Below are 19,957 nucleotides of genomic sequence, written 5' to 3' on the forward strand. Positions count from 1 at the left end.
GAGCTTTTCCGGAATTATTATTTTAGTTTTTTATTATTTTTTCTGTTATTACTTTACCCTTAATTTGTACTTGAAGGAGATAAACACCACTAGGCACCGCAGGACTGATTTTCAATACTGCAGCATCCGAATTGATTTTAAAAGCGTCTTCAAATACGATTTGACCGAGTATGTTATAAATCAAAATTGTAGCTTCACCTCTTTCTTTGGTTTCAACTGCTATCTCTAGGTCATGATAAAATGGATTTGGGAAGATACTTATTTTTTCTTCCGATAAATCAATTAGAATTGGATCAGCAATACTACCCAAGATAGCATCTGTAGAAAAACGAATCGATTTGGTCGTCGCTTGGGCGCTATTCCCTTTACCAATATAGGCTGTAAGTGTTTCTGGTTGATTGCCATAAATAGTTATAAAAGCCAGATTTGTACCTTCAATATTTTGAGTCGTAGTGTTTCCTCTTAATTGTCCGGTTTCATTGTAAAAGGTAAGTTTTTCAAAACCAGAGGGTAATTTTACTACTGCACTCATCGTATTAAGGAATTGAGCATATTGATTTGACAATACCTCAGATTCTTTGCCGCTTTCAAGTCCTTTATTTTTAGAAATCATTTTGGCACTTGTTCGGTTTAAATATTCGGGATACGTAAACTTTTGTGCTTTACTTGTTTTTAGCATATACCCTTCACCCGCTTTTAAATATGACAGAGATCCTTTCCATCCAATATTGGGACTGTATATAGCAAATGAGGATTGGGACTTTATGAAATCACCATCACTAGCATCAAGATTAGCTAAAGCATCCGAAACGGGTACATTTTTTGAAACTACAAAGGGAAGCCAATTCCAATTTTGTTTCAAATCAAAAAACCAAGTATTTAAATCTACAGGAACACCTTTGATGTTTAATTTTTGCGCCGTTGTCAGTTTAATTTTATACATTTTGTTTGTTGAAATACCACCATTACTTGATACAGTCCCCGACCAGCCACTTTCAGTTGGATTAACTGCATTAACCTGATAAGCATCAAATAGTGCCGGAGCATTTGATTTTATCAAATCCGAAGTGTTGAGAACGAGAGTTTTTGTAAGGGCATTTAAATTTCCGAATCGAGCATCAGTTACGTTAAAAGAGGTCCATGTCCAGCCTTGGTTAAAAGAGATTTGCTGACCAGTTACGTTTGTATTATTAAAGATAGCGGGGCTGGTATATGTTCCAATAACTTCATCTGCCATATATGGGATAGTGAATACGTTGTTTAAAGTGGCTTCTTTTAATTTTCCATCGGAAGCATCCCAAATATAAAATGAAATATTTTCTCCGCTAACTTCGTTACTATACACCGTTAGATATACTAAATATTCCTTAAGACTTGGGTCATAGATAACACTTGCTTTTCCGCGAACTTCACCGTTAACTGCCGCAACCACCTTATCATAAAGGTCATCCGAAAAAAAAGCATCTAATTTTACTTTTCCTATGATGCTCATTGATTGGCTAAACTTGCTGGGATCAAGTTCTAATATAGGTTCTTTTTCCAATACCCTTAAGTCTAACTGTATTTTTTCGTTGTAACCATAATCTGTAGATAGGGATAAAACAGTATTGTAATTTCCAATTGCCAGATTATTATCAACTGTTGCTTTCAGCGTAACCGTTGTGTTTGACGCAATAGTTCCAGATTTTGCTGATAGCGTTAACCAATTAGGCAAGTCAATAGTGTAAGGTTGTGACATTCCTCCCCGGTTAATTATGGTAATGTCAAAAGTCAAATTTTCATTGGCTCTTTTCATTAAATTTACAATGTCATTGTGTCCTTCTACAAACCATTTTACTGGGTTTTGATTAATGAAGGCGCTCCAGGTTACTGGTGATTGTTGCCTGTTATCCGCCATATCATTAAGATTAGAAACCGTAATGTTAGCTACTTTTCCTTCTACGCTTGCCCAGTCTGTAATTTGTGGGTTCAACACTATTGCATCTCCATTTATTACAGCGTTTACAACAATTGATTCTGTAGGACGAATCGGTTTAATAGCAGGGGTTTCATCAGAAAAAGCAAGTGGTTTACTGTCTAATAAAGCGTAACTGCTTCCTTTTTCAAAAGCGTTTTGCGGATAATAATATGTGGGGCCATTCGCGTTTGCTGTTTCCGGTTTATTGAATGTAGAATATAATAGCAGTCCGGTACTTTTAAAATCGAGCTCATGGTACTGATCCGCCTTTATTTGCTCGGCGCTACGAGCCATATTCCAAAGGCACAATTCGTCCATTAAACCATTATACTTATTATCTATTCTATCGAGTGGGCTGCCGATTTGACCCCGGGCGCCAACGAAAATCTTACTGGCAGAAAATCCTCCTAAATCAGCACTTGCATAAGAACTTAGCTGATTACCATCAACATACATTCGCATGGTTCCATTTCTGGTTAAACTCAATGCAATATGATGCCAGCTGTTGTCGTTTAATTTAATACTGCCAAAAGGGAATGTTTTTGCTTCCGCTTGCAGTTCAATGTTACCGGCAGCATTCAGGTTTATTGCCCATTTATTTCGAAATCCATTGCTTTCGATTGCATCCGTAGCATCACCTTTACCATTAGATAATAGGGTTGCTGTGCCAGCTTGATTGGTTTTCATCCAAAAAGAAAGTGTGGCATCCATTTCTTTAGAAATAATTACTTTTGAAGCTTCTGTAAAATTTAAATAATTTGTACCATTAAAAGCATAAGCCGATCCTTTAGGAGTAATGTCCCAATTGGTATTGGCAATAACAAGATGTTTAAATCGGGCCAAATCATTGGCAATAATGCCATTTCCTTCATTTATTGGCCAGTATCCTAAAAGGTCTGTCTCGTTACCATTCAATACGACGTTCATATTAGCTACAGCAGCTTCTTTTGTTATACTGCGCTTCCAGAATCGTAGATCGTGTAGGTTCCCTTTAAAGGTGTTCCCTCCTAATACCACAGGATTCTCATTGGTGAAGTTTAACTTTGTGCTGGGCGTGCTTGTCTTTTTTTCCTTGTCATTTTCTATGATACTCAATTTATTGGCAGCAGCATCATAAGAAAGTGCATAGTGATTAAATGTATTGTCTTTTGTGATAGTGGCACTAATGCTTTGACCACCAATTGTGTATTTTAAATCACTATTTGTCAATTCTATTTTAATTCCGGTATTTTGACTTAATAGGGTAGAAGTTCCAGCCGGACTTGAATTTTTCAGCCAAAACTCGATGCTAAAATCTCCGGTTGTAATAGCAGGTTTATTGATGGTAGCCGTATTGCTTGAACCATTAAAAGCGAGTGACACCTCATGTTTTACCGGGCTTTGGTTTTTTTGAACTAAAAATTCAAATTTAGTTACTGTACCATTGGTTTTAATTGGCTCATTAAATCGTAAGGTAATATCATCACCAAGATTTAATATACCATTTTTTGGTGTAGGTGTGCCAAAGAGAACAGGAGCAGTGAGATCCACTTTCCCTTCTATAATTTCCGATTCGTAGGCAGTTTGGTTATTGCAACTTGTACGGGCATGAAGTTCATAGCTTCCATTGGCTAAACCTAGTGCGGCAATATCCCAGGCATAATTTAATTCAGTACCTATTATAAGTTCTATATTGGAGTCTCCGCCAGTTTTAGCACTATTATAATCTTCCTGGGTTTTAAAATACGTTCTTAATCCAATCCAATTGGGTGTACCTTTTAGACGATATTCTAAATTAATCTTTTGGAAACTGGCAAAGCTGGTATTGTAACCCCCTAATTTAATATTTATGGGTTTAGTTACTATGCCATTATAGGCAGTATTCAGGTTCATCAGCCAGTTGTTTGACGGCGCCATAATCGTTACCGGAGAACAAGCAGGCACAAAAGTTGCCGATACCAGCACAGAAGCTACAGCATTTCCGTCGCAAGCAGATTCAAGAGACACGCTGATATTTTTATAATCAAACTGATCTTGTTTTACTTTTTTAAGGGTCATGGTGTACAATACCGTTTTTCCTGCCGGAACATTTACAATTGTTCCATTAGGCTCAATGTTGATCAGCGCATTACCTGGGTTTGTAGTTTGATCTACCACAAGTTTAAAAGAAGCGTCTTTATTAATGGTGCTGGTATTGCGTAGTTGTAAAACAAACTCAGCATTCCGACCATCAAATACCCCTGTTACATCTGCTACTTTTACTGTTATTTCAGGTTTCTCTAAAGCGATGGTTGCTATTGATAGCGCTACACGATCAGATTCGGCAAGATCAACGATAGCCCCTGAGGTGTTCGTTACATTGGCATGAGTCGGGTTGTAAAAATGAGAAAGTTCTGCGCCCTCATAAGGACAAGAGGTTTCTCCCCCTTTGGTAATAAAAATAGGGCCGTTTCCATCAAAAGCGTTAATTACATCAACACTAAGTGAATTGCCTGAATCATTATCTTTAAGCGTATAGCTTATGTTTGTGGTTTCATTGCTACTGTCCTCACTGGAACTTCCAGATCCGGATCCGCTGATTGTGCTTGTTTCCATTCCAAAACCAGCCTCGTTGACTGTAGCCCCAAGAGCTAAAGCGACTGAAGCATCAATTTGTAAATCGTAAGAGAGCGAATTAGAAGTTAAACGTTCTATTTGAAACCCTTTTGTAAATTCACCGATACCGGCATCAAAAGAAATATTTTCATAAAAGGTAGTATTCAATAAATCCTTAAGCTGCTTATCTGAGGCCGATAAAGTTTTAGTTACCGGGTCTTTCAAGCTTTCTATGATCGAATTTAAGGATGTTTTCAGTTTATCCTTGTCTGTAAGCGCTTGATATTTTGTCAATTCATTGTTTAAAATTATTTTTCTCCAAAGCTTAATTGAGGAATTATAAGCGCTTTTTGTAAGAATACCATTCGTGTTTTCAACAAGAGCTTTAGAATCAATTTTACTAATAATGTCTAAATACTTTGGTATAACTTCATTTAATATGTTATGTTGAGAATAAACAAACAATGTTTTTTCCGGGGATTCTTTGAAATACATTGCTTTATTAATCTTAGGGTACAATTTTGTAGTATTTGATGCTGTTCCAGATGTGTAGGCAACCGAAATTGGTGTTGAATTAACTGTAGTTGAGGCAACTAATTCATTATAGGTTCCATAAAATTGGTTGGCCGATGTTCCAATATACAAATCGGCATCGCTACCAATCCAGCTTGGATCGTCACTCGTAGAAATAGTTTGATTAAAGCTATAGGTATTGGTTACACTTTTTCCGTTTGTTGAGGATTGCGCCATAGTAACCCCGGTAGAAATATCGTTAGTGGTTTCTGTTTTTATTACCGGCCCTAACATTCCGCCCCCTAAGCTTAGTTCGAATCCAAGAGAAATAGTTGCGCTTGATTCGCTGCCTGCATTTTTACTTAAAGTATTTTCTTTTGAAAAACTAAAAGAACTTCCTTTTTCTATAGTGGCCGAACTGCTTGATCCCGGCGGATCCCGCAATACAAAGTCAGGTAATTCCGGACCCGCAGTTACAAAGGTTTGTGTGCCATCAGCCACGCCTCCCAAAACAATACCATCTGTTTTATAACCCGTTAATGGATAATCAACCCCATCATTTGATCTGAATTTTAAATCAATGGTTCTTTTAAAGTTGGTAGCCGCATCTGTGTTAGGCGTTCCTCCTTTAAAAGTGTATATCAATATGCTTGGATCCTTGGAAGAAATAACAGATTTTTCACTATTTTCCAAGGCTAAATTATTGGTTGCAATTAAAGTACCTCCTTCTACCGGAACAGTGCTGATAACAGGTGTAGTAGCACTTTTGTCATAGTTATAATACAATTCCTGTCCTTGAACCTCAATCGTATAGTCGCCAAATTGACTGTAAATTGGGGTCTGATTTGGCGAAACGGTGTAGGTTGTACCACCAGAAATTATAGTTCCATCAGAAGTTTGGCTTAATACCTTGTGCACAGGCTTGGCAACATGAGTAAATTTCAGAACTTCCTGATAGGGCTTTCCTGTTATGGTGTCTTTTCCCTGAATAAAGGTTGGATATTGTAATCCTTTTATACCCGTAAAATTTATTGTTTTATCCGCGTCTAAAATGGGGGTATTGTCTGGATTTTTACCACTGGTAAATATCAAATCATTTTTAGATAGCATGTAACTTAAAGGCAATAGAGAAACACGGTATTCTCCTGTTTCATTATTGGTTACAAAATTTGTTTTATACTCTGGTGTTATACTGGTTGCGCCAGATGGGAGGTAACCAAGTGTTAATTTTGCACTTCCAATATTATTTTCAGAGGTATAAATTACCGTTCTATCTATTCCGCCTGCGTCTTTATAGGAGTAGGTTTTTTTTCCATCATATCCAAAACCAATCTTTTTATCGGCTTGTATAGTTCCGCCTACAACTCTTCCTACTACAAACACTTTGGTATTATCTATAAAGGTAATAGGCTCGTCACGGTCTTCATAAAAATCTTGGTAAGTATTGGCATAAGTGGTCACTCCGTTTACAGTAGTACTGTCTTTTGCTGGGTAACGCCCCTGTAAAGCAAAAGTATGCCCACTTTTAGTTATACTAATAGCATGTTTACCTATCGGTACTTCAATAGTAAATCGACCATTAATATCTGTTTGGATAGGAATATTGAAGGCATCAATGGCTTGCACATTATCAATAAATACGTTTGCCCCTGGAACCGGAATTTGCGCATATCTATTCAATTGTGTTTCCCCATTGGCAATTTTCACGGCCCAATATTCTCCTTTTTGATATTTACGGTCACCTTTAATATAAGCATTGTAGGATTCATTTTCTTTGATGTCTCCTGTAATTGGAGCATCTGAGGTAGCAGGGAAAACGCCTCTGCTATCATAAACCGCAATTCCTTTAAATACAAACGAAGATTTATCAATAAAGTCTATTTTATTAACCACTGTAGAACCTACGCCTAAAAAGGCTAACTGTTGATTAGGATTAAATGCATGTTTTCCAAACGAAGGGATAATGGTAAAAGAATCTCCATTTCCGCTGTAGGGAATAGCTGATATCACATAATTCCCAAACTCGTCTGTTACACCTAAAACACCTAGCTGACTATTTGTTGGGATGTTGGTGCCTGTATTATCAAATGTTGGTGTTTGAGCAATGGTTAATAGGGAATTACTCAGTTTTGCATTATTACCATGGAAATTAAAACCGGTATGGGCAATATCATAAGCGTAATCACCAATTTTTTCATTGGCACTAATATAGGTGTTTAAAAAAGCTTCATTCCCCTTCAAATAACGGCGATAATCGCGTCTGATTTGAGAAGGACTCAATGCTGTTTCCCATACTCTAAATTCGTCTAAATAAGCTGTTTCTCCTCCTCCCATTTTAAATTGCGTCCAGGTTTGTGGCTGTCCTTTAGTTGAGATGTTTAATTTAACAGGTGAATTTGTAATATCTATTCTAACTGGCGGTAATCCAGTCTTTGCTAAAATAGTAGTCATTTTAGCCCTATACGCCTCATTAATTAAGCGTCCGTTAATATAAAAATCAACAGCTTTATTATCTCTAATGACCGCACTAAAATGTGTGAAAGAGTTTGTTATAGTGTTTATCGGCAAAAGAATATCATCACCACTATTATCGATCTCACCACTTGGGTAATGTCCAAAAACTGCAACATATTCATTCCCTATCAATAATTGAATATATCCTCTACTAGCATCATAATAAGCTCTAAAATTCAAAGATTCGTTAGCATCACTTTCCAAATTGTATAACGTCAAGACCGACTTCCAATCATTTACTGGTTTTGCCCATGCTTGTAATGTGATAGAATCTTTTAAATTTTTATGCAATCTTGGCACCGAAACATAACCACCAGCCAGTACTTTTAAAGAACTACCGAATTTTAAAGAATTACCTGTTGGATTAGCAACTACCAATACATCTTTCACCGGATTTCCGCCTGTAAAAGTAATATTACCCGTAACTACACCTGTGGGGTTTCTGTAACCTACGCCTGTAATATAAGTTGAATATAGAATTTCTAAACCATCAATTTCTACGCCTTTTGCCACTATTTTATAGCGATATAATTTGCCGCCGTCAGTATTAGCATCTACAAAAGTTCCCGCATCTGCCGGTAGTGTTTTTAGTGATTTTCCCCAATCTGGATTCACACTATTAATATCTTCTGTACGATACACAGATATGCTCACAATTTTCTCCCGGTTCATTTTTATATCCCAGTTGATCTCAATACGATCACTGAAATAGCCTTTGGATACCGTGAAAGCATCTTCTGAAAAAGTGCTATAACGGTAGCGAATTCCCCAGGGAAAACCTAAATCTTGTTTGTAGTATTGTGTAGGATTGTTAGTATATGGCTTATCAGTTACCCCCATATAAGGCAAGCCAACCTGCAGGCCTACCTTTTGTATGGTAAATGTTTTATTTACGCCATTTACCTTTTGGGTTAATGTGAGATTGAGATTCTCTTTTTGAGAAGCGGCAGCGCTAATTACAGAAGTTACGCCCTTTTTTTCTTGAGCAACTAAGTTGCTAAACCCAAAAAGCACTAAACACAGTACAAGAATATATTTCATTGTAGTAAAATTTTGTTAGGAGAATAAGGAACAGGGCAAGAAATCAGGTTAGATTATATTTTGATAATATAGTTTACACCATAGTTGATAGGGCGGGTTTCAGTTCCTCCTGTTGCAGCGGTACTACCGGAAACATTGTGAGTGTGGGCTCCATCAGTTTTAATGGGCAGCGAATAAACTAAATTTGGTTCTTCTACCCCCCAACCATTTTTATTATCTGTACTAGTAACTGTATATGCGTTTTCTATTTTTAAAACTCTATTAAAGCCATCATTATTATCATTATGGTTATGTGATCCAGTTTGATTGGTGTTTAAATTTACGCCATGGAGATGCGAATTGATATCATCTTGTTGAACAATTTTTAATAGTGACCCAGTACGTCCGTTACCATTGCCGGCACCACGCAAAAACATCGATCTTAAGTCTGGTGTATTTGTGGTACCTAATAATGTTCTTAGGTTTAAAGTATTTGTAGTAATAGTAATGGCACTACCATCACAAAGCAGCCAGCCGTTTGGCGCTACGGTTCCTATAAAAGGCATAATTGAACCGGTGGGTACTCCGTTTTGCGCATATATAGCATACGGAACCGCTTGCAATTTTTCATTAGAGAAAACTACACTTCCCTGCACAACCTTTAAATAAGCAGATTGCGTACTGATTTGATTATATTGTAATTGGTCTATATCCAATACATAAGAGAATACACCAAAATTATCGGTTCTTACATTTGCCGTTTTGGTTAAAATAAGTTGTTCACTATTGCCAGCACCTAAATAATATACGGTAAAAACAAGGGCCAATTGGTCAATGTTAGCTATAGCCGCATTGGTTTCATCACGGGCAATTCCTTGAATAGACATTCCAGATGAAGTTACATTCGTTTGGGCATTTGCATTTACGGTGATAAGAAGTACAATAAAAACGGTAAGAATTAGGTAGATTTTTTTCATAATAAAGAGTAGGTTACATTTAATATCTAGCAAATAACAAGAATAGAAAGATACAATACACATACTTGTTTTAAAACACCTATATTCGTGACATATTTCGAATATTTGACACATGTTTTTAAATGTTGTATCTTTACTAGTTGGTTTCTTGTGCCTATTTGTGGTGGTCTTAATGCTTTTTAATCCAAAACCAAATCGCAAAACAAATGTCTACCTAATAATGATTTTATTTGTGGCAGGATTGCAACGATTTGTAAATGCTATTGAAGTCTTGGGGTTCACGACAATTACGTACAGCCCATTAAAAATAAGACTGACGGTTGCCTTTTTTATTGTTCCGATTTACTACTTATTTTTCAGAAGACTTATTCGTAGAAACAGCAAACTCAAAAAAGAGTTGTTGCATTTTGTTTTACCAACCGTGCTGATATTGATTGATATACTAATGGTTGATTACAAGCTTAGCTATCTTTTGTATCTGGCTTTCACTCTTTTCTATTTTGTATCCATAATGTTGCTGGTAAAGGAATTGATACAAATGAAGAAGCTTTCGATGTTCGAAAAGGGTAATTATAAAACCATAAGAACCTGGGCGCTATTAATGACTATTGTCACTTTTTTATTAGTTGTTTATTCTAATTATTTTTTATTTAGCGAAGCGAAACCAAGAATAAGTTTAAATGTTTTTTATCGGATTTCTTCTTTACTATGGCTGGCAGTATTGATCTATATGTTTAGAAATCCAATTATTATATTTGGAGAAAACAATTTATTGAAAAGCCTACAGAAAAACGCACCTCAAGACTTATTAATTTGGAATGTTAAACCTTTGAAAGTTATAGAAGAAAAAGACTTAATAGTTTATAATGCCATTAAAGCAAGAATTGATACCATTCTTATGGACATTCAAGTCCTGCAAAAATCAGTCCCATTAATAGCAAAAATCACCTTAACAGCAGATGCTTTGGCAAAAGAAATAAAAATACCTAGACGACACCTAGAGCTTATTTTTAAATATTATTGTCATTATTCCATCAATGATTTCAGTAATCTGGTCAAGATCAATTATGCAGTAACACTAATAAACGAAGGCTATCTGGAAAGTTATACCGTAGCTTCCTTGGGCGAAAAATGTTTATTTAATTCAAGATTTACATTTTCTAAAAACTTCAAAAAATTTATCGGAGTATCTGTTAGTGATTTTGTAAACACAATTACTCATCAGCATTTTTTGAAAGAAATTCTCTAAATACCTGATTTAAAATCGTAAGAGATCCTTGAGAATAAAAAGAGGAGAATAAGTAATGAAAAAGAATTGTATAGACCGATAAAATTCAAAAATAATAGTGCCGATAAGTGATAGTAGCGGGCTTAAAAACAGGAAGATAAACACTATTTATTGCACATAATAAATACCTGTTCTAATAGGTGTGTAATAGAACGGGTGTTTTATTTTTTAGAAACGAGTTAGTTCCTTTAACTCTTTTATGGTTTGAACGGGATTTTCTGCTTTAAAAACATAACTTCCGGCTACCAGTACATCAGCTCCGGCTTCTACAAGTTGTTTTGCGTTTTTGTTGGTAACACCACCATCAACTTCTATAAGTGTAGTCGCCCCTTTTTTATGGATTAAATCTTTTAATTTTTTAACTTTTACGTACGTATTTTCGATAAATGATTGTCCGCCAAAACCTGGATTTACACTCATGATGCAAACCAAATCAATGTCGTTGATTACATTTTCTAGCAAGTCAATATTTGTGTGTGGATTAATGGCGACTCCAGCTTTCATTCCTTCCGCTTTGATGGCTTGCAGGGTTCTGTGAAGATGGGTACAAGCTTCGTAGTGTACGCTTAGAATATTGGCGCCCAATTCAGCAAAAGTTTTGATGTAGCGATCTGGATCTACAATCATTAAGTGAACGTCGATTGTTTTTTTTGCATGGCGGTTTATGGCTTCTAGAACTGGCATTCCGTACGAAATGTTAGGTACAAAAACACCATCCATGATGTCAATATGAAACCAATCGGCTTCACTGTCATTGATCATTTCGATATCGCGTTGCAGGTTTCCAAAATCGGCCGCAAGTACTGATGGTGCAATAAGAGTATTTTTCATTGTGTAGTTGTTTTATAGAGATGCACTGTAGTGCATCTTTACAGTTTGTGTTGTTTGTGCAAAAGTAGTTTTTTTGCAGCAATTGGTGAAAGTTTTTTTAGAAGGGACAACTCGCGAGTTGTCCGTACATTGCGCGTAAGGGATAGAGGTGGCATCCTCGTAGCGTAGCGGAGAGATACAGCCGATAGCCCGACCCGAAGTTTTTACGGAGGGTTACGCCATAATAGTGAATAGTGAATAGTGAAAAGTGAATAGTGAAAAGTGAAAAGTGAATAGTGAAAAGTGAAAAGTTAATAGTGAAAAGTTAAAGCAATTCCGATTTAAAAAAATAAAACTCCGGACTCGAGAATGAAAGTCGAACAGAGCTAAGCCCGATCCGCGGCGGAGGAGAACTGATCTAAGTTTTATTGAAAAAATAAAACTCCGGTAATCAGCCGGAGTTTCAATCATCAATCAAAAAACGAACAGTTAATCAGACCGTCGTTACTTTTATTAGTCACAAAGTTTAAAAGTCTAAAGTCATAAAGTACGCTGACTTTAAAACTTTAGACTTTATGACCTTAGACCATTTTTATCCTAAATAGGTTTTTAGTATTTTGCTTCTTGAAGTGTGTTTTAATCTTCGGATTGCTTTTTCCTTGATTTGACGAACACGTTCTCGAGTCAGGTCGAAAGTTTCGCCAATTTCCTCTAAGGTCATTGGGTGTTGATCACCAAGACCAAAGTACAAACGAACTACATCAGCCTCTCTCGGAGTCAATGTTTCTAGGGAACGCTCGATTTCGGTACGCAATGATTCGTGGATTAATTCTCTGTCTGGATTTGGTGATTCGCCGGAACGTAAAACGTCATAAAGGTTAGAATCTTCTCCTTCTACAAGAGGCGCATCCATGGATAAGTGACGGCCAGAGTTTTTCATACTCTCTTTTACGTCATTTACGGTCATATCAAGTTCTTTTGCAATTTCCTCAGCAGAAGGTGGACGCTCGTTAGATTGCTCTAATAAAGCATACATTTTGTTGATTTTATTGATAGAACCAATTTTGTTCAAAGGCAAACGAACGATACGAGATTGTTCTGCCAATGCTTGTAAGATAGACTGACGAATCCACCAAACGGCATACGAGATGAATTTAAAACCACGTGTTTCATCAAAACGTTGTGCTGCTTTTATAAGTCCAAGGTTTCCTTCGTTGATCAAATCGGGAAGGGTTAATCCTTGATTTTGATATTGTTTGGCTACAGATACTACGAAACGTAAATTGGCTTTCGTCAATTTTTCTAATGCTTTCTGGTCGCCGGCTTTAATTTTTTGTGCTAATTCTACCTCTTCGTCTGCGGTAATAAGGTCAACTTTACCAATTTCTTGTAAATACTTGTCTAATGAAGCAGTTTCACGATTGGTTACCTGCTTGGTGATTTTTAGTTGTCTCATGTTTTTTTGTCTCCTAAATTTTAAGTGTACAAATGGTTATACGTATGGGGTTGTAAAAAAGTTACAATTGTTTTTTAATTTTATTTAGGAAAGATTTTTAAGGGCATTCCCTGCGGTCGGGCTATATGTTGCAATCTTTTTATTTTTAAAGAAAAAATAAAAAGGATTTCCACTGCTATCCCTAATGCAACTGACGCTAGAATTGAAGACTATCGTTTCAAACCTCTAGAACGCTTTCTAATGATTTTTTAAAATCATTCTCCACTTTATTATTATAAAAAGGAACTCCAGTAATTCTATATCTATCGGTATTAATTTTTATGGTTCTTTTTTCTCCTTCTATTTCTTTAAGAAAATCTTCTTTCCATTTATCGTGAGAAATTAAATGCCCTCCTTTGGGTTCAATAAACACTTGAAATGTCAATTCTTCGCCTTCTTTTTGCTTGCAAAATAAAAGAAAGTCAGGTTCGAAAGCACGACCTAATTTATCAATGATTTTTATTTCTCTTTCATTTCTGATTAAAAATATATTATCAAATTTCTTGTTTAAAATTTCAAATCTCTTAGCAAACATTGTCACAAAATCTTTTTCTTCACTTGTTCCATAATTTGCATTGTAAACATACCACGGTTCGTTGGCCACTAGACTTTCTTGTCCATCTGCTCGCTCATCATTTTTATAAATTTTTAATGGCTTATCTCTAAAAACTTCGTGTACTTTCTTCTGAATATAATCGGATCCCTCATATTGCGTTAAATTTGCCTTTATCTCGATTTCAATTGCCGATAATAATCCTTTAATTGCTAGTAAATAGTCCTCATTTGAAATATTTTCTAGTCTTTTTTTATTTCCTATAAAAGCAATTTCAAGATTGCCTAAATAGTCGTTGTCGTTGATAAAAAAACTTGTTGACGGAATATTTGGGAAGTATTTTGATAATTTATCGAAATGGAAAAATGGATTTTGTGCTAATGCATATCTAATAATATGTTGGTTTATTACCTCATTCAGCTTGACATCTTTTGCAGTATTCTTATCGTCAAAAATTTCAAAATCAGAACTAAACATTCCTGACATTCTTCCACTTCCCGAAGACAAAATGTACTCATAATTTTTTTTGACAACACCTAAATCGGCAAATGATTTCACATAAGCATAACTCTTCTCTTTTCGCCTATTAAAAATGACTGTTCCTGTTTTGTAAAAATCAGTTGTTTTGAAATCTTCCTTAAGTTCAAGAGAAAATTGAACAAAATCTTCTTCTTTCTCTGTACTTCCAAAATGTTCTAACGCTTTTTTGAGCTCTGAAATATACTTGCTTTCGTCTTTGGTATGATAATACAATTCTTCCAGAACCTTGAAATCATTATCTATCGCATCATCATATTTTCTTCTGTATTTATCCTGATCTATATCTAAAATAAATGGAAAATAACGCGCGCCTCTACCAATTAATTGAGCTTCGGCGACGGTAGTTTTTCCAAAAGTTTTATTAGAACCTCCTGAATTTTGCCCTTCGTATAATCGTACAATGTCAAACAAATTCAAAACATCCCAACCTTCATTGAGTTTTTGAACGGCAAAAATAGCTCGAATAGGATTGTTTGCATCTTCTAGTGTATTTAGTTTTATTTGATTGGCTTCGTTTTCTTTTTCATCATTGGCACTCAAACAATTTTCTGGACGAAAATTAGATTTTAATCTTTTAGCCAATTCATTTGACGACAAATGAATACTGTCAAAAAAAGAAAAAGCTTTTTGAACAATAGTTACCGTTGAGGTTTTCCGAATGACATCAATACTACTTCCGTCTAAACTTTCTATCAATTGATGAAAATTTTGCTTGTTTTGTTCAGACTCCTTTATAGTTTGTTTTGCCTTGAAAAGTATTACAGGTTTTAAATTAATGTTTTGTTTGGTTGCTAATTCCTGTCGGTATTGATTGAGGATAATAGCTTGAATGACACGTTCCTTTTCATCATAATTAGACCGGATTAAATTGATTTCTTTTGAAAATTTGTCTAATCGAAACTGTTTTAAATCATATTTAAAGAGTACTTTATCTTCGTATTTTTTTACAATATCCGCTTTTTCATAGTCCAAAGTTGCTGTAAATTCTAACAGAATATTATTTAAGTCAGCTTGATGAATATCTTCGATTAACTTTTCCCAACTTTGAAACAATTGCGTTTGACTTTGTGTATTGGCATTATAATGATGTGCTTCATCTCCTAATAAAACTATCTTTCTGTTTCTAAAATCTTCTAAACTCAATGCGTTTTCTTTCTCGCTTTGCACTAAATCTGAATGCAATTTTTGAATAGAAGTAAAATGAATGTTGATATTTCTATCATCGGCTTCATCAAAATTTCGCACTTCTTTTACACATACTTTTTGACCATTGACAACAATATTTTGATTAAATAAATATTTACTCGCTGAAGCATTCAAGAAATTTTCTCTGGTTTTATCTAAAATGGTATTTGAATGCACAAAAAATAAAAAGTTACGATATCCTTTTTCGTACAAGTAGAGCATTAATCCAGCCATTATAAGTGTTTTACCACTTCCTGTCGCCATATTGTACATTAAATGAAATGGTTTTCTTGGCTTGCCTTCAAAATCTTCATTATAGAAAAGTATAAAACGCTGAAAAGCTTCTTTTTGATAGTGTCTTTCTCCATAACCTGGTTTAAGATTATCGGAAATATAATTGGGTACTTCAATTTTAGTAATGGCTCTTTTGCCAAACTCTTTGATTAATGTATCGTATAAATAAGCCATAAATATTTGTTTTTACGTTCAACTCTGTCAGGGTTTTGAACCCTGGCAGAGTTTCTGACGAGACTATTTTTTGAGTTGATAAAAGTCCTGCGTTATTTTTAATTCATCGGCAGTACATTCAAAATCATTATCCTCTAAAGAAGAAAGATTCACATACAATTGATTTTTATCTAACAAAGCAATCAAAAGTTCTTGTTGTGCCGAAAATTCTAATCGTTTGAAGTCTTCTATGTGCTCTTCTTGTTTTTGAATAGCAATATTGTAATTCAAAAATGATTTGTTTTTCATTTCCTCCCAAATGACTAACAAAGTTTTGCTGTCTTTAGCTTCTAGTATTGTATCAATAAAAGTTTGATTATATTTTTTGAGTTCTAAATAAGTGAAAGAACCACCGCCTTGCCAATTGACGGATTTTGAGATTCCAGTTGAGTCTCCAGAAATTACATTATTTAATCGTGTAAGAGATAAATCAATTTGACTTTGCATTTGTTCTATTCCTATGTATCGCCTTCCTAATTTATGACAAACGGAAGCAGTAGTGCCACTTCCTAAGTGATAATCTACAACCAAATCATCCGTTTTAGTAAAAAGTTCAATTATAAATTTCAATAATTCTTCTGGCTTTTTACCATTTCTAAATTCTACACCTCCTTGTTTAGAAACGTTGTTATATTCCTTTTCAAAATTATAAAAATTCGAATATTGTTTCCTTGTAACATTTGAACTCGTTGGCATTCCTTGAAAATAACCTCCATTTTTCTTTTTATCAGGTGCAGAATAAAAATACCTAAAGCTAACAGCATCATCTCCCATATCAGGAACTTTAAATAATGTTTCTGATGGATAGTCTTTTAAATGCTCTAGATGTTTAACAAAAAATCTACCACTACTATTTTTTTCTCTTATTGAACCCCTAATACTAATTTTTTTTAATCCATTTTTATCCGCATTAATATTATTTACTTTGTATTGACTGGGATAATAAACTTCAACTAATTTGTTATCACATTTAATTATTTCAGGAACAACATCGTCATTAATAATAACTTCTAAAGTATAATCATCAATAGTTTTTAGGACTTCTTGGAAAGGCATTTTACTCTGAACAGTATTAGAATATATAAGTAAATATTCAACTACATCATTATATTCTTTATCTCCTGTCAATGCTCTATCTGGATGTCTAACTTGAATATTAAAATCACATAAATGCTTTTCAAAAATATCATTCATCAATACTTTTAAATAAGCAAATTGATGAAAACTACATTGTACAAGAAAGATACCCGACGAACTTAATAACGACTTTGCAACTTCCAATCTATTCTTCATAAAAGTTAACCAAGTAGAATGATTGAAATTGTCATTATACCCAAAACTATCACTTCCAGTATTGTATGGTGGGTCAATATAAATAAGCTTTACTTTTCCAGCAAATTCTTCTTTTAAAGAATGTAAAGCCAATAGATTATTACCTTTTATAACTAAATTATCAGTTATTGTTCCTTGTTCATTTCTAGTAAAACCTTCAAATACTTTTTCTCCATCCGTAGTAAAAACTTTTGCATCGGTCAATACTTTTGGGTCTAGTAATTGATTAATTTCATCTTGTGCCAACACTTCATTAAAGAAAATTTCTTCCCGTTTGTCTTCCTCCCGGCTTTGTCCGCCTTCAAGAATACAGTCTTTATAAGGCCAAACTAGGGCTACTTCGTTTCGTTGGTTTAAGAATTTGCCGTCAATCGTTAATCCTATTTTGTTTTTATAAGCCGTAAAACTATCGTTCAAGTAGTTTTTTTGCTCCATAAATTGGATAAATAAGGCTTGGTTAAAAACCAAAATGTCTTTGATAGGAATAAAAAAATGAGTTTTAATTTCTTGGTTTTCCAGTAATAAGGAGATTAATTCTGTATCGCAATTTTGTGCTTTGCTAATGATGACCCATTTTTTTAAATCACCATCATCGGTTACATAATTGGGTTCATTTTTTAAGACTGCTTCGACCGTAGTGTATAGTTTCATGTTTTTGTTGGGGTAACAAAAAAGAAGCGCAGGCTAATTGCTATTGCTTGTTTACTGAGGTGGTCGAATACCTAATCCACAAAGCAAAGCAACGCCCACGCCTTTGGCATGAACGTTAACTTAAACTCTCCTGTGGATTTATGAAATTTTCGACCTTTCAGTAAACAGGAATTTTCGCTAAACGCTAATTTTATATGTCTTTATATATTATTATCTATAGTTTTATCTTTTGTTATAAAAGCAAATATAGTTTTTTTAAAAGTGTAATAAAAAGAAAGCATTGTTAAAAACTAAGTTTGTTTGTGCATAAGTTTGATTATTTACTATTAAAATAAAGATCATCTTTGTGAGAAAAAAACGATGGCGGGTATTGCTACAGATGTTGATAATCAAATTCTAAAGCTTCAAGAAAGAGGAATGATTTTGGATTTAGAGCCTGAAAAAGTAAAAGAAATTTTGCTAGATATTGGTTATTATAGATTGGGGTTTTATTGGAATCCTTTTGAAATAAATGCAAGTCATCAATTTCAAGAAGGTACTTTGTTCTCGAGCGCAGTGACCTTATATTATTTAGATGTCGATTTGAGAAATTTACTTTTGAAATACTTGAATAGGATAGAAATTAATTTTAGGACAAAACTTGTTTATTATGTTTCTAATAAATACAAATCTTCTCCCACTTGGTTTATCAATCCAAGAGTTATAGACAATCGGTATATTAGTACTATAGGAAAATACTATAATGAAGATTTTAAGAGAACAAATAAAACTATTAAATTACACCATTCAAACAATATTAATGATTTGTATGCACCTGCATGGAAAACATTAGAATTTTTTACATTTGGCGCAGTACTAAAAACTTTCAAATCATTACATGATGCTGAACTAAAAATAAAAATTGCTAATTTGTATGGTGTTTTGAATTTGTCAAAATTTATAAATTTGTTTGACACTATAGTTTATGTGAGAAATACATGTGCACACGGTGGAGTATTGTTTGATTTTATGACGCCAAAAGGAATTGCATTATTACCAAGTATCACTTTCAATGGTAATAATAGACATTCATTGGATTCCGCCATTAAAATAATTTCTTTTGTTTTGAAATCAATTTCTAACGAAAGAAAAAATGATTTAGAAAATGATTTGAATACTTTGTTTTTAAAGCATTCTGAAAAAGAAGTAATCAAAGAGATTATCATTACTAAGATAGGATACCAATATTAATTTTAATTATTGTAACAAAACAAAGTTTTCTTTGTATCTTTGCATCCTATTAAGTGCCCTACTATTCATTTGCTTTAGTGCTGCACTATAAAAAAATAAGATAAACCCAGACTTGCTCTGGGTTTTTTATTGGTTAAATACAATGGTGATAATAATCAGTAGCATTTTTTTATTTTAAAAATCCATTAGCTCTAATCTCTTTGTGAATTCGCGCAATATCTTCAGGGATTTCTCCAGAAATTAGCCAATTAACATCTAATTCATTATTAATAGCGGTGTGCATTAAAAAAGGGATGTCATAAATTAGTTTTCCTAATGTGGAAAGGTCTTCTTTGAAATCTAAAAAATAGTCCTCGTTAATAGCTTTTATTAAAAGTAAAATTTTAAAAGCTCGTGCAATTACATAGATGCACAACGTGTACGCTTTTGAATAAGGCACAGTTTCTATTCTTTCCCCGTTACTTGTTAAGAGTTGAATTAACATTTTAAGATTTAGGCTTATTTCACCAAACTTGTCTTTAGTTATTTTTACATGTTCATTAATGTCACCGCTTACATAGCGAATATCTTGTAATAAATACCCAACTGAATAAAAACTATTACTTAGGTGATTGATTTTTTTTAACATTGCTTTTTCAAAATCATTTCTCTTTTCATCCACGGTTTCGGTAGCGACTAGTTCAAAATGAAGGCGATTAGCCAGATCTAGGTCTTTTTTTAAAAGTCGGAATATCAACTTGTCTTTTTCAGCACTTGGTAATTCTTCTATTGCTTTTTTGAATTCTTTAGAGAACATATTTTTAGTGATTTA

At 34.2% G+C, this 19,957-nt stretch carries 9 protein-coding genes; 2 read left to right on the plus strand and 7 right to left on the minus strand.

The genetic code is table 11. The features are described 5' to 3' along the window. Window positions 1–22: 22 nt before the first annotated feature. Window positions 23–8,599 (minus strand): LamG-like jellyroll fold domain-containing protein, encoded by an 8,577-nt coding sequence (locus tag EKM00_RS09585; protein ID WP_126516017.1) that lies wholly within the window; start codon window positions 8,597–8,599, stop codon window positions 23–25. Between the two features lie 53 nt (window positions 8,600–8,652). Then, window positions 8,653–9,555, minus strand: coding sequence for a tail fiber protein (locus tag EKM00_RS09590; RefSeq protein WP_158614890.1), 903 nt, complete (start codon window positions 9,553–9,555; stop codon window positions 8,653–8,655). Window positions 9,556–9,667: 112 nt separating this feature from the next. On the opposite strand from EKM00_RS09590, the gene EKM00_RS09595 reads away from it, so the two are divergent. Further along, the gene (locus EKM00_RS09595; protein WP_126516019.1) at window positions 9,668–10,804 is read left to right on the plus strand and encodes a helix-turn-helix domain-containing protein; all 1,137 of its coding nucleotides are present in this window, start codon (window positions 9,668–9,670) and stop codon (window positions 10,802–10,804) included. Between the two features lie 207 nt (window positions 10,805–11,011). Here EKM00_RS09595 and rpe read toward each other — a convergent pair whose 3' ends face one another. The 4 genes from rpe to EKM00_RS09615 all read right to left on the minus strand — a co-directional run bounded on the left by rpe (window position 11,012) and on the right by EKM00_RS09615 (window position 17,916). Then, window positions 11,012–11,674 carry a ribulose-phosphate 3-epimerase gene (gene rpe / locus EKM00_RS09600; protein WP_126516020.1) on the minus strand — a complete coding sequence of 221 codons (663 nt, stop codon included), beginning with the start codon at window positions 11,672–11,674 and terminating at the stop codon, window positions 11,012–11,014. A gap of 571 nt (window positions 11,675–12,245) precedes the next feature. Continuing rightward, a complete protein-coding gene (locus EKM00_RS09605; protein ID WP_007137700.1) occupies window positions 12,246–13,109 on the minus strand; it encodes a sigma-70 family RNA polymerase sigma factor in 864 nt (287 codons plus the stop codon). Window positions 13,110–13,326: 217 nt separating this feature from the next. Next, entirely contained in the window at window positions 13,327–15,894 is a 2,568-nt protein-coding gene (locus tag EKM00_RS09610) for a DEAD/DEAH box helicase family protein (RefSeq protein WP_126516021.1), read from the minus strand. A gap of 63 nt (window positions 15,895–15,957) precedes the next feature. Then, window positions 15,958–17,916, minus strand: coding sequence for a DNA methyltransferase (locus EKM00_RS09615; RefSeq protein WP_126516022.1), 1,959 nt, complete (start codon window positions 17,914–17,916; stop codon window positions 15,958–15,960). A 360-nt stretch (window positions 17,917–18,276) separates the two neighbouring features. Between EKM00_RS09615 and EKM00_RS09620 the strand changes: the two genes are divergently transcribed. Beyond that, the gene (locus tag EKM00_RS09620) at window positions 18,277–19,146 is read left to right on the plus strand and encodes an Abi family protein (RefSeq protein WP_126516023.1); all 870 of its coding nucleotides are present in this window, start codon (window positions 18,277–18,279) and stop codon (window positions 19,144–19,146) included. A gap of 169 nt (window positions 19,147–19,315) precedes the next feature. On the opposite strand, the gene EKM00_RS09625 is transcribed toward EKM00_RS09620, so the two are convergent. Beyond that, window positions 19,316–19,942 (minus strand): hypothetical protein, encoded by a 627-nt coding sequence (locus EKM00_RS09625; RefSeq protein ID WP_126516024.1) that lies wholly within the window; start codon window positions 19,940–19,942, stop codon window positions 19,316–19,318. Window positions 19,943–19,957: the final 15 nt, after the last annotated feature.

Source organism: Flavobacterium sp. RSP15 (genome assembly GCF_003968755.1).
Lineage (GTDB): Bacteria > Bacteroidota > Bacteroidia > Flavobacteriales > Flavobacteriaceae > Flavobacterium.